This window comes from Serratia sp. NA_112.1 (genome assembly GCF_052691715.1).
Window position 1 is genome coordinate 1 of sequence record NZ_JBQZFO010000001.1, and the last position, 20,059, is coordinate 20,059.

Below are 20,059 nucleotides of genomic sequence, written 5' to 3' on the forward strand. Positions count from 1 at the left end.
CTTATTTGATAAGCCCTGAGTTTTTGACTCAGGGCTTTTTCATATGCAAAATTCAACGAAAATGAATATAGCTGCGTGATTTATGCGGTGAAAATCTGCTCTGATAAATAATTATCCGAATTGCATGCCAATATAAAGGTTAATATACCCGGCAGTAGACCTCCGCCGGGTAATAAATTTTTTGTCGTTATTGAATATTCTGACGTGCCAGTTCTAACTGAATATCCTTATCCAGGTTGGCCACCCAGCGATTATAGTTTGGATGAATTTTTCCGTCTTTGGCATCCATATTACCGCTAGCAACATAGTTAATCTGATAACTATTTGTATTGTAAGTGATACGTATACCTGCGCTGTGGCCACGTAGCAAAATCTTGCCATCGATAACGCCATCTGCGGTAGGGTTCATAATCCAGCCGCGGCTCAAGCCGGCGGAGAGGATCGCCTGGCGTACCTGTGCATCACTGCGACTACCCGCAATGTTTTGGCTGACGTTTTTAACGGGAGCCGTGCCTGCGCAACCGGTGACCAGAATAGCGGCGAATACGCCAGTTAAAATGAGCTTAAATGGTTTCATACTCTTGTCCATGAGTGTTGGTAAATAAGAAATGTATTAATCATGCAGGGGAAGTGATGCATGACGATCCCTGACTAAGATACACTCATCGGAAAAATTCGACAAATACTGCTGTTTTTCATCGTTGTAATTCCCTTTTTTCTCAAGTGTTGCCAATTTGTGCCGATAATTAAGCCTAATCGTTTAATCAAATACACCGTGTAAAAATAGGAATTTTGGGAATGCATTCTGGGGTTAGATATAATAAATTTACCCACGGAATTTTTTTGACCGGTAATCCCCTTAATGGCGGGCGACATGAATATACTCAGTTGGTGGGCAATGGCCCCCGATCGTGGAACGCGTGATGCATGGCGCCAATGGGCTACGGATAATGCTCTTACCGCTGAAAATCCGGGAGTATTACCCGGGTGCTCTCATATCCCCATGATGTCACTGCGTCGAATGAGTATCGGAACGCGCCTGGCGGTAGAAAGTGGGCTGATATTATTGAATGATTACCCGGCGGATATGGCAATTTTTACCAGTCGTCATGGCGAGTTGGAGCGGACGCACAAAATCCTCCAGCACTTGCATCAGCAGCAACCCTTATCGCCAACGGATTTTGCCATGTCGGTACACAACACGGCGGCGGGATGGTTGACTATTATGGCGAAGAATACTTTGCCGACCACTTCACTGGCCGCCGGCGAAGACAGCTTCCAGCAGGGGATGATTGAGGCCCAGGCCGCATTGGCCACGGGCAGTGCGGAACGGGTGTTATTAATCGACTTCGACGGGGTCGTACCGGATGTTTACCGGCCTTTTGCGCCTGAAAATTCGGTTCCCTATGCTGTCGCCCTGCTGCTCGAAAGTGGTGGCACGCTGCAATGCCAGGCAATAACGCCCGAACAAGTGAGTCACCAGGAGCCGCAGGGCCTGTCTTTTTTGCGGGGGTGGCTGGGCGCTGATGATGAATTTACGGTACCGGGCCCAAGGCACGGCTGGTGGTGGAAACGCTGATGGCTACAACGATCCCTGCCCAAACGGATCCCGAACAATCCTCATGGTTTAATCGCTGTTGGCGGGTGGTGGCTACGGGCTTTTGCTTTTCGCTATTTGGTTTGGGTGGCCTGTTACTGTCTGGCGTCTGGTTTAACCTGATGCGTCTGGTAGTGCGAGATCCCGCACGCCGCAGCCGGTTAACGCAAAACTCAATCCGTCACAGTTTCCGTTTCTTCCTGGCCACGACGCGTTTTTTTGGTGTGCTGGATTACCATTTCGATAATATAGAACGCTTCAGTGAGGATCGCGGCTGCCTAGTGATCGCCAACCATCCCAGCCTGTTGGATTATGTGTTACTGGCGTCACAAATGCCGCGCTGCGACTGCATCGTCAAAGAGGCCTTGCTGAATAATATATTTGTCAGTGGGGTGATCAAAGCGGCGGGATATTTGGCTAATGCGCAGTCGGATATTCTATTGGAACAATGTCACCAACGTCTGACCAGCGGAGGGACCATCCTGATCTTCCCGGAAGGCACCCGTACCACGCCGGGCAAGGCGCTGACGCTGCAACGGGGGGCGGCCAATATTGCGCTGCGGGGGCAATGTGACATCCGGGTTGTGCATATCCACTGCCATCCCTCCATGCTGACGAAGCAGGGTAAATGGTATAAGATCCCGGCGATAAAACCGCAGTTCCATATCACCGTTCAGGATAAGATCGACGCCCGCGCATTCATTCATGCAAATGACGTTTCTCCCGCCCTTGCGGCAAGAAGATTAACCCAGCATTTAACTGACGCCTTACAGTCAGAACCTATAAATAATGAGATATAGCGGAATGAATTTATTGAGCACTGAAATCAAGCAATTGATCATTGATACGCTCAATCTTGAAGGTATGACACCGGAGGAGATTGACGCCGAGGCACCGCTGTTTGGTGATGGACTGGGTCTGGACTCCATCGATGCATTGGAATTGGGTTTAGCATTAAAGAACCGTTATGGCGTTGTGCTGTCGGCTGAAAGCCAGGATATGCGCCAACATTTTTATTCCGTGGAAACGCTGGCAAAGTTTGTTTCTGCACAGCGTAGCAAATAAGGGTTTTTCATGGATAAGCAAGAAATTTACCTGCAAATTAAGGCGTTGCTGGTCAAACTGTTTGAGCTTGATGCCGATGACATCAAGCCAGAATCCCGTCTGTACGAGGAACTGGATCTGGACAGCATTGATGCTGTGGATCTGGTGGTGCAACTGCAAAAAACAACCGGCAAGAAGATCAAACCGGAAATGTTCAAGTCGGTGCGCACCGTGCAAGACGTAGTTGATGCCATTGATGAGTTGCTTAAGTCAAATAGCTAAGGCCGCTGCGTTAAGGTGAAAACGTCCCCTTGGATACACCCGATGTTGCGGCTGTTGCAGGCCATGACCTGGCTGGCGCTGCTGCTTTATCCGCTGGCGGTCTGGTTTGGGTTGGCGCGCTGGGGCACCAACGTCCTGGTACCGCTGCTGGTGACTGTCTTCACCTTACGCCTGATATTGCTGCGCGGTAAACTTCGTCAGCAAATGTGGTTGGGCAAGGCCTTGGCGATTGTCGGCATCTTGCTGGCGCTTGCCAGTTGGGCGCTGAAGCAAAGCCATTGGCTGCTGTATTATCCGGTCTTGGTCAACGCATTACTGCTGTTGCTGTTTGCATACTCGTTGTTTGCCTCCCCCACCGTGGTGGAGCGATTGGCGCGTATAACCGAGCCACAGTTGGATGCCGCTGGCGTGGCTTATACTCGCAAGGTGACTCAGATCTGGTGCGGGTTCTTTATTGCTAACGGTGCAATATCGCTGGCAACCTGTCTGTCTGGGGATATCACACTCTGGACGCTGTATAACGGCGGCATCAGCTACCTGCTGATGGGGGCATTAATGGGTATTGAATGGATAGTCAGGAAAAGGGTCAGGCGCGCCTGAGTTTACCGATGAGCCAATGGCTCAGTGTGGAGCGTGATGATGGGGTGCTTATTGCCTGGCGTGGCGCTCAGGGATTCTGTCTCGGTCAGTTTCGCCGTGATGTCGCCGCATTGGTCGCACAACTGGCAGGCAGGGAAGAGCAGCGTTGGGCGCTGTGTTTTGATGATAGCTATCGTTTTGCCGTTGCGTTGTTGGCCTCTTTGTATGCCAGCAGAATGCCGGTAATTTTTGGTCATCAGCGCGAAGCTATCCTCAAAGAGCAGCGGGCAGATTTCGACGCACTGCTAACTGATTTACCTCTCGCTCTTGATGTACCGGTTTTGCCGGTACCAGAAGGGGGCAATACGGAGATAGCATTGCCCGTCTGGCCTCAAGACCCAAGGTTCATCCTTTATACTTCCGGCTCGACCGGCCAACCACAGGCAGTGACCAAGTCCGTTGCCTGCATGGATCGTGAAAGCGAACTGTTGGCCGCAAGCTGGAAGGATGTCTTTCAGGGGTGCAGCGTGATCGCGTCGGTCTCTCACCAGCATATGTATGGCCTGAGCTTTCGCTTATTCCTGCCACTGGCTTTTGGCCTGCCGTTTGATGCGCAGTTAACGCAATATCACGAGCAGTTGATTGCCCGTCACCAGGGGCGACGTTTGCTGTTTGTCAGCAGCCCCGCCTGGCTTAAACGTTTGGATAACCACCTGGCACTGGCCGAGTGCGTTGAGGTATTTTCCGCTGGCGGTCCGCTCTCTTACGCGGAGGCTAAACTGTCGCAGCGAGCATTGGGCGTATTGCCGCTGGAAATTTACGGCACAACGGAAACCGGCACGCTGGCATGGCGCAAGCAACTTCGGGAGGTCACCCTGTGGCGGCTGTTTGCCGGCGTGACGCTAACGGCAAACCCAGATAACAGCATAAATGTTGCGTCGCCCCTGATACCCGATACCGGTGAACTCGCACTGAGCGATGTGATTCAGCTCGCGCCGGATGGTCGGCAATTTCAGTTAAACGGCCGCGTTGACCGCATTATCAAGCTGGAAGAAAAACGTCTGTCGCTGACCGAAGTTGAGCGCCGGCTGGTTTCCCTGCCGGAGGTCGCCGCTGCTGCCGTGCTAACGCAGCAGCAAACCGGGCGCACAGTATTGGTCGCGGCGATCGTGTTGTCACCCTATGGCGAAACCCGTCGACAAAAATTGCCGGAAGGGGAGTTAACCCGCGAACTGCATCAGGCGTTGCGGGGCTGGCTGGAGCCGGTGGCTCTGCCGCGCCGTTGGCGTATTATCGAGGCTATCCCTCTGAATCCGCAGGGCAAGCGTGCCTATGCTGAACTACAGGAGCTGTTTTTATGATGCAACCTGAGGTGCTGCAGCAGCAGGTGAGCGATGCTACCCATGCCAGCCTGCTGCTGCGTTTGCCCACAGAGCTATTTTGGTTTCGCGGCCATTTTCCTGAATATCCGATCCTGCCGGGAGTCACGCAGTTGAATTGGGTGATGCAGTATGCCCGTCAGTTGCTGGCTATCGAGGCCGGATTCAAAGGCATTGAAGTGGTGAAGTTTCAACAGCCCTTACTGCCGGAGCAAAGTGTGTTATTACAGCTTGAGTGGCAGCCGGCACGGCATAAACTGTTGTTCAGCTACCGCGTGGGTGAGGCGACCGCCAGCAGCGGCAAGATCTCATTATGTCAGTGAAAGTTCCCTTTACTCCCTGCATTGTTATCCCCTGTTTCAATCATGGACAGATGATGGCCGCAGTGCTGACCAGGTTAGCCGATTATGGCCTGCCATGCCTGATAGTGGACGATGGTAGCGATGCCAGCACCGCCGAAGAGCTGCAGAGCCTGGCTGCTGATCGGCCATGGGTCAGGTTAATGCGGCTGGATGAAAACCAGGGAAAAGGAGCGGCGGTGATCGCCGGCCTGCAACTGGCGCAACGGCAGGGCTACAGCCACGCTTTACAGGTGGATGCCGACGGCCAGCATCAACTGAGTGACATTCCGGCAATGATTGACGAAGCCCGCGCTCATCCGGATTGTCTGATTTCCGGCAGTCCCATTTACGACAGCTCCGTGCCAAAAGCACGCCTGTATGGTCGCTATGTCACCCATGTCTGGGTGTGGATAGAAACCCTGTCGCTTTCGCTGAAAGACAGCATGTGCGGTTTCCGCGTTTACCCGGTGGCTCCGACGTTGGCGTTAACGACGCGTCATCCGCTCGGTAAACGGATGGATTTCGATACCGAAGTGATGGTCAGACTGTATTGGCAGGGCGTGCCCAGCCGTTTTCTGCCGACGCGCGTCACCTATCCGGTTGACGGTGTTTCTCATTTTGACGCACTGAGCGATAACTTACGTATTTCCTGGATGCATACCCGCTTGTTCTTCGGTATGTTGCCGCGTATTCCTCGTCTGCTGCGCCAACGCCGACAAACGGCCAGTCCGAAACACTGGTCGGCAACCCAGGAGCGCCACGGCCTATGGGGCATCCGGTTGATGTTACAAGTCTACCGACTGTTTGGCCGCCGGGTTTTTCAATTATTGTTGTATCCGGTGATTGGTTATTTCTGGCTGACTGGGCGTAGCCAGCGTGAGGCATCACGCGACTATCTGCAGCGCCTGCGGCAATTCGCCGAGCAGCGGCAACAGCCATTGCCTGCACCGCTCAACAGCTTCAGTCACTTTATGAGATTTGGTGATGCGATGCTCGACAAGCTGGCGAGCTGGCGCGGGGAGCACAATGACATTCGTCTGGTGGATCGTACGCGTTGTGAACGGCAGATAGCGTCCGGAAAAGGCACCCTGATCCTGGCTTCACACCTGGGGGATATCGAGTCTTGCCGCGCACTGGGTGAGCTGGATTCTGGCGTAAAGGTGAATGCCCTGGTGTTTACCGAGCACGCCGAGCGCTTCAATCAGGTGATGAAAGAGGTAAATCCGCGAGCAAATCTGAACCTGATCCAGGTGACGTCGCTGGGGCCAGAAACGGCCATGCGTCTGCAGGACAAACTCGACGCTGGCGAGTGGGTAGCTATCGTTGGCGATCGCACTTCGGCCGGCAAGCATCAGCGGGGTGAGCAACCGCGCGTGGTATGGAGCAACTTCCTTGGCCAACCGGCGCCGTTTCCTCAGGGGCCATTTGTCCTGGCCGCGGCTCTGCGTTGTCCGGTATTTCTGATGTTCGGCCTCAAGCAGCAGGGGCGTCTTAACGTTTATTTCGAACCCTTTGCCGATCCGCTGTTATTACCCCGTCAGCAGCGCCAACAGGCGTTGCAAGATGCGGTGGACGGTTATGCCGCGCGGCTGGAGCATTATTGCCTGTTGGCACCGCTCGACTGGTTTAATTTTTTCGATTTCTGGCAGTTGGCGGCGCAGCCGTCAGTGCAACAGGGGCCTGAGACATGAAGCTAAAAGACGATCCGCGATTTTCCGTCAGCATTGAAATCGCTATCCCTTTCCATGATACCGATGCCATGGGCGTGGTATGGCACGGCAACTACTTCCGTTATTTCGAGGTCGCGCGTGAAGCGCTACTCAAACAGTTTAATTACGGCTATCGGCAGATGCAGGCTTCAGGCTATGTCTGGCCGATCGTGGATACGCGAGTGAAATACATCGCGCCAGTGCTGTTTGAACAACGCATCATCGTCTGTGCCGAACTGGAAGAGTATGAAAACCGCCTGCGCATTGGTTACCGAATCCTCGATGCGGATAGCGGCAAACTCACTACTCGCGGTCATACCATTCAAGTAGCGGTAGAGGCTGACAGCAAAGAAATGTGTTTTGCCTCGCCACAGGTGCTGTTGGATAACATAGAGGGGGCACAATGAAGTACGGGTTATTGTTTCTTATCACCTTTTTCAGCCTGAGCGTCCAGGCGGTCACGCTGCCGGAGCTGCAACAGCGCTTTAGCCAACAGCCGGTGCTGCGCGCCGAGTTCGAACAGCAGCGCAGCATCAGCGGTATGGCGAAACCCCTGAAATCCAGCGGTGAGCTGCTGATTTCACAGCAAAAAGGGCTGTGGTGGGCGCAACAAAAACCCTTCCCACTGACCCTGCTGCTGGATGATAAGCGTATGGTGCAAACTCTGGCCGGCCAGCCGCCGCAGGTAGTGACGGCAGAAAACAACCCGCAGATGTTCCAGTTCAACCACTTGCTGACCGCATTATTCCATGCCGACAGTCAGGCATTGGAGCAAAACTTTGCTTTGCAGTTCAGCGACCTGGGTAATAACCAATGGCGACTGGTGCTGACACCGAAAACCACACCGCTCGACAAACTGTTCAGGCGCATCACCCTTAATGGTGCGCAATTCCTGGAAACCATTGATATCGATGACATGCAAAGTGATGCCACCCATATCCGTTTCTTTAACCAGCGTACGGCACCACTGACGCTGACCGCCGGGGAGCAACAGCGTTTTGCGTCCTGAGCTGCACCGGCGGCTGGCGTTTGGCTGGCTGGCGATTTGCCTGCTGTTGTTGGCTGCACTGTGTTGGCTGCTGCCGCGCAGCCAGATCAACAGCAGCGTATTGGCGTTATTACCGAAGCAGCAACTGGTGGGCGTGCCGGATGAACTGGCCGAAGGTTTCAGCCGTCGGCTTGACCGGCAACTGATGTGGTTGGTCAGCCCGCCGCCGGGGGCGGACAACGCTGCGGTGAGCTGGTGGTGGCAGCAGTTGCGCCAGATGCCAGAACTACAGCAGGTAGGCGGGCCTATGGATGCGCAGCGTCAGCAGCAGTGGGGGCGTTTTTTCTATCAGCACCGTAATGTGCTGCTCGATGACACTACCCGGCGGCGTTTGCAGCAGGGCGCGGACGCGCAAAGTCAGTGGATCCTCGGGCAACTCTATTCTGCCTTCGCCGGGGTCAGTGGCAAGGAGCTGGCGAACGATCCGTTGATGCTGGTACGTGCCTCGCAGTTGGCGCAGCAGCAAAACGGTGGCTTGCTGAGCCTGTCCAAGGAGTGGCTGGTGGCGCGTGATCTACAGGGGCGCAGTTGGTATTTGTTGCACGCCGAGCTTAGCGCATCATCTTATGACATCAGCAGTGCCCGGCTAACGGTAGATAAACTGACAGCATTGCAGCAACAGCTGCAGCTGCGCTGGCCGGGAGCTGAAGTGCTCAGCCGCGGCACGTTGTTTTACAGCAACTATGCCAGCCAACAGGCCGAAAAGGATATTTCCACGATTGGCCTGGCGTCGGTGGCGGGCGTGTTTTTATTGGTGTTGTTTATGTTCCGCTCACCTTTGCCGCTGTTGTTGTGCGCGCTGTCGGTGGGTATTGGCGCTCTGGCTGGCACCGTCGCTACGCTGTTAGCATTTGGCGAAATACATTTGATGACGCTGGTGCTGAGCATCAGCATCGTCGGCATCTCAGCCGATTACACGCTCTATTTCCTGACCGAGCGAATGGTGCATGGCCGGCAGTCGACGCCATTAGCCAGTTTGCAAAAGCTGTTGCCGGCATTATCGATGGCGTTGCTGACCACCGTAGTGGCCTACCTGGCGCTGTTGATTGCGCCGTTCCCCGGTTTGCAGCAGTTGGCGGTATTTGCCGCTGCCGGATTGAGCGCCGCCTGCATTACCGTTATTTGCTGGTACCCGCAATTGTCGCGACGGTTGCCGGTACGCCCGGCACCGGGATTAACGCTGATCCTGAATTGGCTGCATGCCTGGCGCCATCGGCCGCTGTTGCGTTATGGGTTGCCCGGCGCGGTGCTGTTGCTGGTGGTCGCGGGGTTCAGCCAGTTGAAGGTAGATGACGATATTGGTCAACTGCAGGCATTACCTGCGGCGTTACAGCAGCAAGAGCAGCGTATCGCCGCACTGACGGGCCAACATAACGATCAGAAGTGGCTGGTGGTCTACGGCGCTCATGCCGAGCAGTTGTTGCAACGTATCGAGCTGTTGCAACCCAAACTGGCTGAGGCCAAACGACAAGGTGTGCTGGCGGATTATCGACTGTTGCCTCTGCCTTCTCTCCAGCGCCAGCAAGAAAACATCGCTTTATTGCAGCGCGTGGCGCCGCAGGTGATGAACAACCTGCAGCAGGCAGAGTTGGTACTGAGTACACCAGATTTAACGCCTGAATGGGTGAGCCCGCAGCAGTGGCTGGGTAGCGTGGTTAGTGAGGGTTGGCGTCTGCTGTGGCTGACGTTGCCCGATGGACGCAGTGCGGCGCTGGTGCCCGTTAACGGCGTGAAGAACAGTGCGGCAATGAAGACATTGGCGGAGCAGGTTCCCGGCACCGGTTGGATCGATCGGAAAACCGAGTTCAGTGACCTGTTTGGTCAATACCGCCTGTATCTTTCTTATCTGTTGGCATTGTCGGTTGCAGCGATTGCGCTGATTTACCTGTGGCGTTTTGGTCTGCGTCACGGTCTGCGCTGCATGGTGCCAACGCTGCTGTCACTGGGCAGCGGCATTGCGGTATTGGCACTGAGCGGCCATACGCTGAACCTGTTCTCGCTGTTGGCGCTGGTGCTGGTTTTGGGGATCGGCATCAACTATACGTTGTTCTTTACCAATCCCCGGGGCACGCCGACCACCTCGATGTTCGCCATTTTTATGGCGGTATTCACTACCCAACTGACGTTCGGCATGCTGGTACTGAGCCACACTCAGGCCATCAGCAGTTTTGGTATCGTATTGAGCAGCGGAATTGCCGTGGCATTTTTATTGGCACCGCTGACGTTAGTAACGAAAAGAAAAAGAGGAAAAGCCTGATGCGCGGCTTACGAATGGTGCTGTTAATGTGGATTGTCGTGCTGGCCGGCTGCGCCGGTTCGCAGGATCCGACGCTGCCACAGGCGTGGCTAAAACCCGGTACGCAGGTGACCTTACCTCCTCCTGCGCTGGCTCAGCCGATTAATCAGCAACAGTTGCTGACCGCCGAAGTGAAAGGGCAGCAACATTCGATGCTGGTGCTGCTCAATGCCGACGGCCAGCGCTTGCAACTGGTGGGCATGTCGCCGCTCGGTATCCGTCTGTTTAACCTGACCTACGATCGTCAGGGGATCCACACCGAACAATTGATCAAGGTGGGAGAACTGCCGCCAGCCAGCCAGGTGCTGGCGGATATCATGTTGAGCTACTGGCCGGTGAAGGACTGGCAACCCTTGCTGCCAGCAGGGTGGCGACTGGAAGACCAGACGCTGGTGCGTCGCTTGTATGACGAGTATGGGGCGGTGATCAATGAAATCCGTTACCAGCAGATGGACGGAAGGCGAGAACCGGTGTCGATCGCTCAATCCGCCTTCCATTACCGGATCATCATTCAAACGCTGGGGAACGAATAATGATCTATTTCTCCGCCGTAGGGATGGTGAATGCGTTGGGCAGCAGCCTGTCGCAGATCGCGGAAAATCTAGCGCTTGGCGTGTCGCCCGGCATGCAGCAGCAGACGCAGTGGCTGCTGGACGGGGAACCTTCCTGGTTCGGTAATGTACAGGGTGAGCTGCCCGTCATTCCTGAACTTCTCAAACGGCATAACTCGCGCAATAACCGCCTGCTGTTGGCGGCACTGGCGCAGATCGACACGCCAGTTCGTGCAGCCATCGCCCGCTACGGTGCGGATCGTGTCGCGGTGATTATGGGCACCAGTACCTCCGGTATCCATGAAGGCGAGCTGGCGTTGCAGCAGTATCAGACGGGACAGTGGCCACCGGGTTATGACTATCAGCAGCAGGAGCTGGGCGATCCGGGGCTGTTTCTTAGCGCTTTTCTCGCGACCCGTGGCCCGGCCTATACCCTGTCTACGGCCTGTTCCTCCAGCGCGCGAGCCATCATCAGCGGTAAGCGGCTGATCGACGCTGGGCTGGTGGATGCGGCGATTGTCGGCGGTGCCGACAGCCTGTGCCAAATGCCCATTAACGGTTTCAACAGCCTGGAGTCACTGTCCTCACAACGTTGCACGCCGTTTGCGGTCGGGCGCAGTGGCATTAATATCGGCGAGGCAGCGGCGTTGATGCTGCTGACGCGGGAACCTGCGCCGGTGGCGTTGTTGGGCGTTGGCGAGTCATCTGATGCCTGGCATATGTCAGCACCGCATCCCGCCGGTGAGGGGGCTGAACGGGCCATCAGCATGGCGCTACGGCAGGCAGGTCTCAATGCCGGGCAAATTGGTTATATTAATCTGCACGGCACCGCTACGCGGCTGAACGATCAGGTTGAAGCGCAGGTAATCAATCGCCTGTTTGGCGAGCGGACACCGTGCAGTTCGACCAAGCATCTTACCGGGCACACGCTGGGTGCGGCCGGTGCGGTGGAGGCGGCGTTGAGTTGGCTATTGCTGACTCAGCCGTTGCCGCTGCCACAGCAAGATTTCAGCCGCGTGCCGCGCGATGCCGAACTGGCACCGATCGGTTTGGTTTGCCAGCCACAACCGCTGGGGCTGCGTGCGATTTTGTCCAATTCGTTCGCCTTTGGCGGTAACAATGCTTGTCTGCTGCTGGGGGATGCCCGATGAATCGTTATTATGCTGCCGAACACTACCTACCCCATGCCTCTCCCATGGTGCTGCTGGAGCAGGTGCTTGAAGTGGGGGAAGAGCATGCCCAATGCGCCGTCACGGTGAGTAGCGACGGCGTGCTGGCACCGTTTCTTGACGCACAAGGCGCACTGCCGGGTTGGTATGGTATTGAGTTGATGGCACAGGCAATTGGCGTCTGGAGTGGCTGGCATGGCCGTCAGAGTGCCAAGACGCCGCAGCTTGGCATGTTGCTGGGCGGGCGGGCGATTCACTGCGAGTTACCGGCTTTTCCTGCCGGGAGTAAACTGTTGGTTAGCGTGCAGCAACTGTTGAAAGACGAAAAGCTGGCCAATTTTGAGTGTGAAATCAGTATCGATAATGTGTGCATCGCACAGGGCAGGCTGAACACCTACCAGCCTGATCAACAAGAAATCATTCAATTGACGACCTTAAGGGGAGACGCATGATGCGTTCCGTTTTAGTCACCGGCGCCAGCAAAGGGATTGGTCAGGCTATTGCCTGCCGCCTGGCTGCCGATGGCTTTTTGATTGTAGTCCACTACCACAGCGATAAGACCGGGGCAGAACACACCTTGCAGCAAATTGTCAGTGCTGGCGGGCAAGGGCGATTGATTCAGTTTGATATCAGCCATCGTAGCCAGTGCCGTGCGGCGCTGGAGCAGGATATTGCCACCCACGGTGCCTATTATGGCGTGGTGAACAATGCCGGCATTACCCGCGATGGCGCTTTCCCGGCGCTGAGCGAAGACGATTGGGATGGCGTGATCCACACCAATCTCGACAGCTTCTACAACGTGCTGCATCCCTGCGTGATGCCGATGATTGGCCTGCGCAAAGGTGGGCGGATCATCGCGCTGTCGTCGGTGTCGGGCGTCATTGGCAACCGTGGACAGGTAAACTACAGTGCGGCCAAGGCCGGGGTGATCGGCGCCTGCAAGGCACTGGCGATTGAGCTGGCGAAACGCAAAATTACCGTTAACTGCATCGCTCCTGGGCTGATTGACACCGGCATGATCGACATGGAGCCGGCGGCGCTGGATGAAGCGATGCGGGCAATCCCGCTTAAGCGTATGGGTTCGGCGGAAGAGGTGGCCGGGCTGGCCAGCTACCTGATGTCGGATATCGCCGGCTATGTAACGCGGCAGGTCATTTCCATTAATGGAGGAATGGTATGACGCAACGAGTGGTCGTCACAGGCATGGCGGGCGTTACGGCGTTCGGCAATAGCTGGACAGAGGTGTCCAGCCGGTTGAAGCAGGGCAAGAATGCGGTGCGTTACATGACGCAATGGGAAGAATATCAGGGGTTGAACACCCATCTCGGTGCCCCGATCGAGAATTTCGTACTGCCGGATCACTATACGCGCAAGCGTATTCGTTCCATGGGCCGCGTTTCGCTGTTGGCGACCCGCGCGACGGAACTGGCGCTCGAAAAGGCCGGGTTGCTGGGCGAGAAGGTGCTGACTAACGGTGAGACTGGTATTGCCTACGGTTCTTCGACCGGCAGCACCAAGCCGGTCAGTGAATTTGCCACCATGCTCACCGAGAAGCACACCGGCAATATTACCGGCACCACCTATGTGCAGATGATGCCTCATACCGCGGCGGTAAACACTGGCCTGTTCTTCGGCCTGCGGGGCCGAGTGATCCCGACTTCCAGCGCCTGCACCTCGGGCAGTCAGGCGATTGGCTACGCTTACGAAAGCATTCGCCACGGCTATCAGACAGTGATGGTGGCGGGTGGAGCCGAAGAGCTGTGCCCTTCAGAGGCGGCGGTGTTCGACACGTTGTTTGCCACCAGCCAGCAGAACGATTGCCCCGAGTTTTCGCCACGTCCGTTTGACCGTCAACGTGATGGGTTAGTGATTGGCGAAGGGGCAGGTACGCTTATCCTGGAGTCGTTGGAGCACGCGCTGGCGCGTGGTGCCACCATTTATGGCGAGATTATCAGCTTTGCCACCAACTGCGATGCGGCACATATTACCCAGCCGCAGCAGGAAACCATGCAGATTTGCATGCAGCAGGCGCTGAAGGCCTCTGGGCTGGCGAGCAGCGATATCGGCTATATCAGTGCTCACGGCACGGCCACCGATCGTGGCGATATCGCGGAAAGTCAGGCAACGGCGGCGATTTTCGGCAATCGAACGCCGATCTCCTCGCTGAAAAGTTATTTTGGCCATACGTTGGGCGCCTGTGGTGCGTTGGAAGCCTGGATGACGTTGGAGATGATGCGCGAAGGCGGCTTCGCCCCTACCATCAACCTCAGCGAACCGGACAGCGCCTGTGGCGATCTGGACTACATCATGGGCGGCTATCGTCAGATTGATACCGAGTTTGTGCAGTCGAATAACTTCGCTTTCGGCGGCATCAATACTTCACTGATCCTGCGCCGTTGGGCGTAATCTTGCACTGCCGGAGGTTTTCCTCCGGCAATTGTTGCTATCTAATCAAAAGTCTTATGCACAATAGGGCGTTTTTGATCAACAAAACAGTTGCCATAATCCTCCCATATCGCATCAACATCCTAATGAGAGAATAAAATTATGAGCATCCCTGCATTTGGTTTAGGCACCTTCCGTCTCCAGGATCAGGTGGTGATCGACTCGGTCACTACGGCACTTGAGCTGGGATACCGCGCGATCGATACGGCACAAATCTATGAAAACGAAGCGGCGGTGGGGCAGGCGATTGCCGCCAGCGGCGTACCGCGTGAAGAGCTGTTTATCACCACCAAGATCTGGATCGCCAATTTGGCGAAAGGCAAGCTGATCCCGAGCCTGCAAGAGAGCCTAAGCAAGTTGCAAACCGGCTATGTTGATCTGACCCTGATTCACTGGCCTTCGCCGAACGACGAAGTTCCTGTTGCCGAGTTTATGGCCGAACTGGCGGAGGCGAAAAAATTAGGCCTGACGCGCCAGATTGGCGTTTCCAATTTCACTCTGGATCTGATGCAGCAAGCGATTGACGCTGTTGGGGCAGAGCAGATCGCCACAAACCAGATTGAGCTTTCGCCCTACCTGCAAAACCGCAAAGTGGTGGAGTTTGCCCAGCAGCACGGCATTGCCATCACTTCCTACATGACGCTGGCCTATGGCCAGGCGCTGAAGGACGAGACCATCAAGGCGATTGCGGCACGCCGCAATGCCACTCCGGCACAGGTTATTCTGGCCTGGGCGCTACAGCTGGGTTACGCGGTGATCCCATCATCGACCAAACGTGAAAACCTGGTGAGCAACCTATTGGCGCAGCAGCTGACGTTAAGCAGTGAGGAAATGGCAGAAATTGCCAAGCTGGAAAACAATGGCCGCCTGGTCAGCCCGGAAGGCCTGGCACCGAACTGGGATTGATTCTTTCTCATTTATGCATTGGGGCGCCCAAACGGGCGCTTTTTTTACGCCAATTGCTCACTGATAAAATCGATAAAGCTGCGCAGGCGGTTGCTGACGGCACTGTCGCTGTAATACACCGCATTGATTGGCATGGCGACCGGCAGCGTCTCCTCCACCAAAACAGGCACCAGATCGCCCCGCTCGATGTCTGCGCTAATCATAAAATCGGACAGGCAGGCAATGCCGTTGCCATGCAGGCACAAGTGACGCTGAGTTTCACCACTGTTGGTGGTCAGGCCTGGGGTGATTTCCAATTGGCGACCATCGGCACAAGCCAGTGGCCAGCGATTCAAACTAGGCAGATCGTTAAAACCGATGCAGCAGTGTTGCGCCAGGTCTTCCACCTTTTGTGGCATACCGTATTGTGCCAAATAGGCAGGGGAGGCCAGCACGCGTCGATAACTGGTCATCAGTTTGCGTGCCTTCAGGCTGGAGTCGGTCAACTCACCGACGCGGATGGCAATATCCACCTTACGCTCAATCAGATTAATAAAGTTCTCTGACGACACCAGTGACAGCGACATTTCCGGGTACAGGGCCCTAAATTTCGCCACCAACGGCGTTAATACGTGCAGCACGACTGGCGTGGCGGCATCGACGCGTAATAGCCCCTGCGGACGCTGACGGCTCTCCATCAGCGCATTCTCCGCCGCAGCCATATCACTTAGGACCTTCTGCACCTGACGGAAATAGTTTTCCCCTTCCTGCGTCAGACTGATCTGGCGCGTAGTGCGGTTGAGCAACGTCACGCCCAGCTTGGCTTCCAGCTTCTTGACCGTGCGGCTGACCACCGAATTGGCCTGATTAAGTTGTTCTGCTGCCCGGCTGAAGCTGCCGCTTTCCACCACCGTGACAAAGGTAATTAACTCATCAGAATTCGCTTTCACTGTTGCTCCTTTGGCAAAATTAATTTGATATTTTGAGCATTTTTATCATTTAAGCACGGGTCGATAATAGCCGCCATCAACCTGAATGCTATTTGGAGTAAAAAGATGCCTCTCGCATTACTTGCATTGACCATCAGTGCCTTTGCTATCGGCACCACGGAGTTCGTAATTGTCGGACTTATCCCGACTATCGCAGAACAGCTGGGGGTGACCGTGCCTTCTGCCGGGCTGCTGGTGACCATCTATGCTATCGGCGTGGCCATCGGCGCACCGGTGCTGACAGCCTTAACCGGTTGCGTGCCACGTAAGTTGCTGCTGATTAGCCTGATGGTGCTGTTCACTCTCGGTAACTTATTGGCCTGGCAGTCGCCTGGTTATGGGACGCTGGTGGTGGCCCGTTTGCTGACTGGCCTGGCTCACGGGGTCTTCTTCTCAATCGGTTCTACCATTGCGACCAGCCTGGTCGCGAAAGAGAAGGCCGCTTCGGCGATCGCCATCATGTTTGGTGGCCTGACCGTGGCGCTGGTGACAGGGGTGCCATTGGGGACCTTTATCGGCCAGCACTTTGGCTGGCGTGAAACCTTCCTGGCAGTATCACTGATTGGGGTAATCGCCACCGTAGCCAGCGTTATTTTGGTGCCAAACAACATTAAAAATCAGGCCAGCGCCAGTATTAAGGAACAGTTTAAAGTGCTGACCCATCCTCGCCTGTTGTTGATTTACGCCATTACTGCACTGGGTTATGGCGGCGTGTTCACGACTTTCACCTTCCTGGCACCGATGATGCAGGAACTGGCGGGTTTCTCAGCCCCGGCAGTAAGCTGGATCCTGTTGGCCTACGGCATTGCCGTGGCGATTGGCAACATTTGGGGCGGAAAACTGGCGGATCGTCACGGGGCGGTACGCGCACTCAGCTTTATTTTTGCCGCGCTGGCCGTTTTGCTGCTGGTGTTTCAATTCACCGCCAACCACAGCATTGCCGCGTTGCTGACGGTGATCGTTATGGGAGTGTTTGCCTTCGGTAACGTTCCAGGTCTGCAGGTGTATGTGGTACAGAAAGCCGAACAGTACACGCCAAACGCGGTGGATGTGGCTTCCGGCCTGAACATTGCGGCTTTCAACGTGGGCATTGCGCTGGGTTCGGTGATTGGTGGGCAAACGGTAGCCACTTTGGGATTGGCACAAACTCCGTGGATTGGTGCTTTGATTGTGCTGATGGCTCTATTGTTGGTTGGCCTAAGTGGACGGCTGGATAAGAAATATCGGCCGCAATTGGTCTAATCCGTAGCGCTTTCTCTTTTCAGGCCCGCATTTTGCGGGCCTTTTCGCATTTATGACACGGCGCCGCCAACCTTTACACACATATACTGTCAGAATATTGAAATCCCTGCATCACGCCCCTATAACTGAAAGGGTATAACCCCTAAAAGCCATGCCGTCAGCCGAGGGCAGGCGTATAATTAATTCATTGTTGGCGGGAATGTCACTGCCAGTTTTATCCTAATGGGAAATGGGCGAATAGCGTGCCGAAACGAACTTATGCAATGAGGTATGTTGCAGGTCAACCAGTTGAGCGAATTTTCCCTGGCGCCATCAACCAACCGCTGCCGCCTGGGGCTGCATTGCCTACGTCCGGCGCATTACGGGTGATGGTGTGGAATATCTTTAAACAGCAGAGGGCCGATTGGCTTTCGGTGCTGAAAAGTTATGGCAAGGATGCGCAACTGGTGCTGTTGCAGGAGGCGCAAACCACGCCTGAGCTGGTGAGCTTTGCCACGTCAAACTATCTGGCTGCCGATCAGGTGCCGGCATTTGTGTTACCTCAGCATCCTTCCGGCGTAATGACGCTGGCGGCGGCGCATCCGGTCTATTGTTGCCCACTGCGTGAACGTGAACCATTGCTGCGGCTGTCCAAGTCGGCGCTGATTACCGTCTACCCGTTGTTTAACGGTCAGCTTTTGATGGTGGTGAATATTCATGCGGTGAATTTCAGCCTGGGCGTGGACGTCTACAGTAAACAACTGGGGCCGATTGGTGAGCAGATTGCCAATCACCAGGGGCCGGTGATCATGGCCGGGGATTTTAACGCTTGGAGTCGTAAACGAATTAATGCGCTATACCGGTTTGCCAGTGATATGGCGCTGCGTGAGGTGAACTTTACCGACGATCACCGCCGCAAGGCTTTTGGTCGCCCACTGGACTTTGTGTTTTATCGCAATCTAGGGGTAGCAGAAGCTTCGGTGTTGGTGACCAGTGCATCGGATCATAATCCGCTGTTGGTGGAATTTCACCCAGAGGCCGACAAGCCGCACTGGTAATGTTGGCTCCGTATTCAGACAATAAAAAAGCACCCCGAAGGGTGCTTTTTTGTGCCGAAAATTTAGGTATCCGGCGACGTTTTATCGCTGACAAACAAGGTCAATTTCAGACCCGGTTGCAGGTTGCTGTTGGCTTTGGCAAGCTTTGAGTTCCAACGCATCACGTCGTTAATATCGACGCCGTGACGACGTGCAATACTGGCAAGCGAATCACCTTTACGAACCTTGTAGGTGATGCTGCTGTTACTGCCGGTATTACTGGCCACTTGCAGGGTTTGCCCAACTTTTAGCGTGCTCTTGGCGCGCAAATTGTTCCAACTCTGCAAATCGCTGGACTTGATATTCAACCGCTTGGCAATGCCCGATACCGTGTCGCCGGAGCGCACTTTATACGAGCTGCCACCAGTCAAACCGCTGTTTTTCGCCAACTGAGTGGTTGGTTGAGTCACTGCGATCTGACCATCGGCCAACGAGTCTTTCAGCTGATCGGCATGACCTTTGGGAACCATAATATAATGGGGCCCGTTGGGTGCCGTAACGCCTTTTTTATAGCCTGGGTTGTAAGCTTTCATCTTGGTCAGTGAAAGCCCAGCCATCTCAGCCGCCTGAGTTAACTGTATTTGCTGTCCAACATCAATACGCGCCAGAGCACGGGTGTTATCAGTCTTAGGCAGATTGATACCGTACTTCTTGCTGTTTTTAATGATGTCGCTCAGCGCCAGCATTTTCGGGACATAAATTGACGTTTCACGTGGAAGCGACAATGCCCAGAAATTGGTTGGCTTACCCTTGCGTTTATTCGCCTTAACCGCCTGCATGACACGGCCTTCCCCACTGTTATAAGCGGCAACGGTCAGTAACCAGTCACCGTTAAACATGCGGTTCAAATACTGCATCATATCAAGCGCAGCAGTTGTCGAGGCCACGACATCGCGTCGCCCGTCATACCACTGGTTGTTTTTCAAACCATAATTCCGACCCGTTTGCGGCACGATTTGCCATAGCCCTGCGGCGTTGGCACTTGACGTGGCGTGGGGGTCAAAAGCGCTCTCCACTATGGGTAGCAGTACCAGTTCCATCGGCATATTGCGTTTCTTAATCTGCCCGACTATCCAGTACATGTACGGCTCTGCCCGTAATGTTACATCGTGGAGATAGCTCTTACTTTTTAGGTACTTTCTTTTTTGCTCACGGATCCGGGAATTTTCCGGAACCTCCATCTTCAGCTCGTCGCTAATGAAGTTCCACAGGTTCTGTTGCGCGGCACCACTATTGTTATCTAGCCACCGCGCCGAGCTCGCTCGACCATTCGCTGTGTACTCTCCTGCTTCACCTTCTTGACCTGCCGAAGACAAACTCTGTGCATGCTGTTCTGGGGCCGGTGCGTCCTGCCTGGACGACTGGCACCCCACTAGCAAGACTGAGGCGATAAATATCGCTTTAGCCTTCATGTGTGTGTCAATATA

General features: G+C 54.9%; 22 protein-coding genes. 19 read left to right on the forward strand and 3 right to left on the reverse strand.

The window, feature by feature from the left end; genetic code table 11:
* Nucleotides 1–187: 187 nt before the first annotated feature.
* The gene (locus tag ACUTQ5_RS00005; RefSeq protein WP_445649569.1) at nucleotides 188–577 is read right to left on the reverse strand and encodes a hypothetical protein; all 390 of its coding nucleotides are present in this window, start codon (nucleotides 575–577) and stop codon (nucleotides 188–190) included.
* Between the two features lie 285 nt (nucleotides 578–862).
* Between ACUTQ5_RS00005 and ACUTQ5_RS00010 the strand changes: the two genes are divergently transcribed.
* The 17 genes from ACUTQ5_RS00010 to dkgB all read left to right on the forward strand — a co-directional run bounded on the left by ACUTQ5_RS00010 (nucleotide 863) and on the right by dkgB (nucleotide 15,346).
* On the forward strand, nucleotides 863–1,579 hold the full coding sequence (locus tag ACUTQ5_RS00010; protein WP_445649570.1) for a beta-ketoacyl synthase chain length factor: 717 nt from the start codon (nucleotides 863–865) through the stop codon (nucleotides 1,577–1,579).
* Nucleotides 1,579–2,397: a lysophospholipid acyltransferase family protein gene (locus ACUTQ5_RS00015; RefSeq protein ID WP_445649571.1), complete on the forward strand. Its 819-nt coding sequence runs from the start codon at nucleotides 1,579–1,581 to the stop codon at nucleotides 2,395–2,397. The genes ACUTQ5_RS00010 and ACUTQ5_RS00015 overlap by 1 nt, the downstream gene beginning before the upstream one ends.
* Before the next feature lie 4 nt (nucleotides 2,398–2,401).
* A complete protein-coding gene (locus tag ACUTQ5_RS00020; protein WP_017891685.1) occupies nucleotides 2,402–2,662 on the forward strand; it encodes a phosphopantetheine-binding protein in 261 nt (86 codons plus the stop codon).
* 9 nt (nucleotides 2,663–2,671) lie between these two features.
* Nucleotides 2,672–2,923 carry an acyl carrier protein gene (locus ACUTQ5_RS00025; RefSeq protein WP_445649572.1) on the forward strand — a complete coding sequence of 84 codons (252 nt, stop codon included), beginning with the start codon at nucleotides 2,672–2,674 and terminating at the stop codon, nucleotides 2,921–2,923.
* Between the two features lie 42 nt (nucleotides 2,924–2,965).
* Nucleotides 2,966–3,523 carry a hypothetical protein gene (locus ACUTQ5_RS00030; RefSeq protein WP_445650229.1) on the forward strand — a complete coding sequence of 186 codons (558 nt, stop codon included), beginning with the start codon at nucleotides 2,966–2,968 and terminating at the stop codon, nucleotides 3,521–3,523.
* Complete coding sequence (locus ACUTQ5_RS00035) at nucleotides 3,490–4,863, forward strand: AMP-binding protein (RefSeq protein WP_445649573.1); 1,374 nt, start codon at nucleotides 3,490–3,492, stop codon at nucleotides 4,861–4,863. Before ACUTQ5_RS00030 ends, ACUTQ5_RS00035 begins: the two co-directional genes overlap by 34 nt.
* Nucleotides 4,860–5,204, forward strand: coding sequence for an ApeI family dehydratase (locus ACUTQ5_RS00040; protein ID WP_445649574.1), 345 nt, complete (start codon nucleotides 4,860–4,862; stop codon nucleotides 5,202–5,204). Before ACUTQ5_RS00035 ends, ACUTQ5_RS00040 begins: the two co-directional genes overlap by 4 nt.
* A complete protein-coding gene (locus ACUTQ5_RS00045) occupies nucleotides 5,195–6,913 on the forward strand; it encodes a glycosyltransferase family 2 protein (RefSeq protein ID WP_445649575.1) in 1,719 nt (572 codons plus the stop codon). Before ACUTQ5_RS00040 ends, ACUTQ5_RS00045 begins: the two co-directional genes overlap by 10 nt.
* Nucleotides 6,910–7,338, forward strand: a complete 429-nt coding sequence (locus tag ACUTQ5_RS00050) for an acyl-CoA thioesterase (protein ID WP_445649576.1) — start codon at nucleotides 6,910–6,912, stop codon at nucleotides 7,336–7,338. The genes ACUTQ5_RS00045 and ACUTQ5_RS00050 overlap by 4 nt, the downstream gene beginning before the upstream one ends.
* A complete protein-coding gene (locus tag ACUTQ5_RS00055; protein WP_445649577.1) occupies nucleotides 7,335–7,940 on the forward strand; it encodes a LolA family protein in 606 nt (201 codons plus the stop codon). The genes ACUTQ5_RS00050 and ACUTQ5_RS00055 overlap by 4 nt, the downstream gene beginning before the upstream one ends.
* On the forward strand, nucleotides 7,930–10,236 hold the full coding sequence (locus tag ACUTQ5_RS00060) for an MMPL family transporter (protein ID WP_445649578.1): 2,307 nt from the start codon (nucleotides 7,930–7,932) through the stop codon (nucleotides 10,234–10,236). Before ACUTQ5_RS00055 ends, ACUTQ5_RS00060 begins: the two co-directional genes overlap by 11 nt.
* Nucleotides 10,236–10,808, forward strand: coding sequence for a DUF3261 domain-containing protein (locus ACUTQ5_RS00065; RefSeq protein ID WP_445649579.1), 573 nt, complete (start codon nucleotides 10,236–10,238; stop codon nucleotides 10,806–10,808). Before ACUTQ5_RS00060 ends, ACUTQ5_RS00065 begins: the two co-directional genes overlap by 1 nt.
* Nucleotides 10,808–11,977: a beta-ketoacyl-[acyl-carrier-protein] synthase family protein gene (locus tag ACUTQ5_RS00070; RefSeq protein WP_445649580.1), complete on the forward strand. Its 1,170-nt coding sequence runs from the start codon at nucleotides 10,808–10,810 to the stop codon at nucleotides 11,975–11,977. The genes ACUTQ5_RS00065 and ACUTQ5_RS00070 overlap by 1 nt, the downstream gene beginning before the upstream one ends.
* Complete coding sequence (locus ACUTQ5_RS00075; protein WP_445649581.1) at nucleotides 11,974–12,447, forward strand: ApeP family dehydratase; 474 nt, start codon at nucleotides 11,974–11,976, stop codon at nucleotides 12,445–12,447. The genes ACUTQ5_RS00070 and ACUTQ5_RS00075 overlap by 4 nt, the downstream gene beginning before the upstream one ends.
* Nucleotides 12,444–13,175 (forward strand): 3-ketoacyl-ACP reductase FabG2, encoded by a 732-nt coding sequence (locus ACUTQ5_RS00080; protein ID WP_445649582.1) that lies wholly within the window; start codon nucleotides 12,444–12,446, stop codon nucleotides 13,173–13,175. Before ACUTQ5_RS00075 ends, ACUTQ5_RS00080 begins: the two co-directional genes overlap by 4 nt.
* Nucleotides 13,172–14,401: a beta-ketoacyl-ACP synthase gene (locus ACUTQ5_RS00085; protein WP_445649583.1), complete on the forward strand. Its 1,230-nt coding sequence runs from the start codon at nucleotides 13,172–13,174 to the stop codon at nucleotides 14,399–14,401. Before ACUTQ5_RS00080 ends, ACUTQ5_RS00085 begins: the two co-directional genes overlap by 4 nt.
* Nucleotides 14,402–14,542: 141 nt before the next feature.
* On the forward strand, nucleotides 14,543–15,346 hold the full coding sequence (gene dkgB, locus ACUTQ5_RS00090; protein ID WP_445649584.1) for a 2,5-didehydrogluconate reductase DkgB: 804 nt from the start codon (nucleotides 14,543–14,545) through the stop codon (nucleotides 15,344–15,346).
* 44 nt (nucleotides 15,347–15,390) lie between these two features.
* On the opposite strand, the gene yafC is transcribed toward dkgB, so the two are convergent.
* Nucleotides 15,391–16,275 carry a DNA-binding transcriptional regulator YafC gene (gene yafC / locus ACUTQ5_RS00095; protein ID WP_445649585.1) on the reverse strand — a complete coding sequence of 295 codons (885 nt, stop codon included), beginning with the start codon at nucleotides 16,273–16,275 and terminating at the stop codon, nucleotides 15,391–15,393.
* Nucleotides 16,276–16,380: 105 nt separating this feature from the next.
* Between yafC and ACUTQ5_RS00100 the strand changes: the two genes are divergently transcribed.
* Together ACUTQ5_RS00100 and ACUTQ5_RS00105 are read left to right on the forward strand one after the other, a co-directional pair.
* A complete protein-coding gene (locus ACUTQ5_RS00100) occupies nucleotides 16,381–17,556 on the forward strand; it encodes an MFS transporter (protein WP_445649586.1) in 1,176 nt (391 codons plus the stop codon).
* A gap of 242 nt (nucleotides 17,557–17,798) precedes the next feature.
* Entirely contained in the window at nucleotides 17,799–18,593 is a 795-nt protein-coding gene (locus ACUTQ5_RS00105; RefSeq protein WP_445649587.1) for an endonuclease/exonuclease/phosphatase family protein, read from the forward strand.
* Nucleotides 18,594–18,655: 62 nt separating this feature from the next.
* Here the strand turns inward: ACUTQ5_RS00105 and mltD are convergent, their stop codons facing one another.
* Complete coding sequence (gene mltD / locus ACUTQ5_RS00110) at nucleotides 18,656–20,044, reverse strand: murein transglycosylase D (RefSeq protein WP_445650230.1); 1,389 nt, start codon at nucleotides 20,042–20,044, stop codon at nucleotides 18,656–18,658.
* Between the last annotated feature and the right edge of the window lie 15 nt (nucleotides 20,045–20,059).

Excerpts from the sequence above, each read along its gene's own strand:
- ACUTQ5_RS00030 (WP_445650229.1), top strand. The coding sequence starts at position 2,966 with ATGTTGCGGCTGTTGCAGGCCATGACCTGGCTGGCGCTGCTGCTTTAT.
- mltD (WP_445650230.1), bottom strand. The coding sequence starts at position 20,044 with ATGAAGGCTAAAGCGATATTTATCGCCTCAGTCTTGCTAGTGGGGTGC.
- ACUTQ5_RS00070 (WP_445649580.1), top strand. The coding sequence starts at position 10,808 with ATGATCTATTTCTCCGCCGTAGGGATGGTGAATGCGTTGGGCAGCAGC.
- ACUTQ5_RS00040 (WP_445649574.1), top strand. The coding sequence starts at position 4,860 with ATGATGCAACCTGAGGTGCTGCAGCAGCAGGTGAGCGATGCTACCCAT.
- ACUTQ5_RS00035 (WP_445649573.1), top strand. The coding sequence starts at position 3,490 with ATGGATAGTCAGGAAAAGGGTCAGGCGCGCCTGAGTTTACCGATGAGC.
- ACUTQ5_RS00075 (WP_445649581.1), top strand. The coding sequence starts at position 11,974 with ATGAATCGTTATTATGCTGCCGAACACTACCTACCCCATGCCTCTCCC.
- ACUTQ5_RS00050 (WP_445649576.1), top strand. The coding sequence starts at position 6,910 with ATGAAGCTAAAAGACGATCCGCGATTTTCCGTCAGCATTGAAATCGCT.
- ACUTQ5_RS00055 (WP_445649577.1), top strand. The coding sequence starts at position 7,335 with ATGAAGTACGGGTTATTGTTTCTTATCACCTTTTTCAGCCTGAGCGTC.
- ACUTQ5_RS00020 (WP_017891685.1), top strand. The coding sequence starts at position 2,402 with ATGAATTTATTGAGCACTGAAATCAAGCAATTGATCATTGATACGCTC.
- ACUTQ5_RS00065 (WP_445649579.1), top strand. The coding sequence starts at position 10,236 with ATGCGCGGCTTACGAATGGTGCTGTTAATGTGGATTGTCGTGCTGGCC.
- ACUTQ5_RS00080 (WP_445649582.1), top strand. The coding sequence starts at position 12,444 with ATGATGCGTTCCGTTTTAGTCACCGGCGCCAGCAAAGGGATTGGTCAG.
- ACUTQ5_RS00085 (WP_445649583.1), top strand. The coding sequence starts at position 13,172 with ATGACGCAACGAGTGGTCGTCACAGGCATGGCGGGCGTTACGGCGTTC.
- dkgB (WP_445649584.1), top strand. The coding sequence starts at position 14,543 with ATGAGCATCCCTGCATTTGGTTTAGGCACCTTCCGTCTCCAGGATCAG.
- ACUTQ5_RS00015 (WP_445649571.1), top strand. The coding sequence starts at position 1,579 with ATGGCTACAACGATCCCTGCCCAAACGGATCCCGAACAATCCTCATGG.
- ACUTQ5_RS00010 (WP_445649570.1), top strand. The coding sequence starts at position 863 with ATGGCGGGCGACATGAATATACTCAGTTGGTGGGCAATGGCCCCCGAT.
- ACUTQ5_RS00100 (WP_445649586.1), top strand. The coding sequence starts at position 16,381 with ATGCCTCTCGCATTACTTGCATTGACCATCAGTGCCTTTGCTATCGGC.
- ACUTQ5_RS00045 (WP_445649575.1), top strand. The coding sequence starts at position 5,195 with ATGTCAGTGAAAGTTCCCTTTACTCCCTGCATTGTTATCCCCTGTTTC.
- ACUTQ5_RS00005 (WP_445649569.1), bottom strand. The coding sequence starts at position 577 with ATGAAACCATTTAAGCTCATTTTAACTGGCGTATTCGCCGCTATTCTG.
- ACUTQ5_RS00025 (WP_445649572.1), top strand. The coding sequence starts at position 2,672 with ATGGATAAGCAAGAAATTTACCTGCAAATTAAGGCGTTGCTGGTCAAA.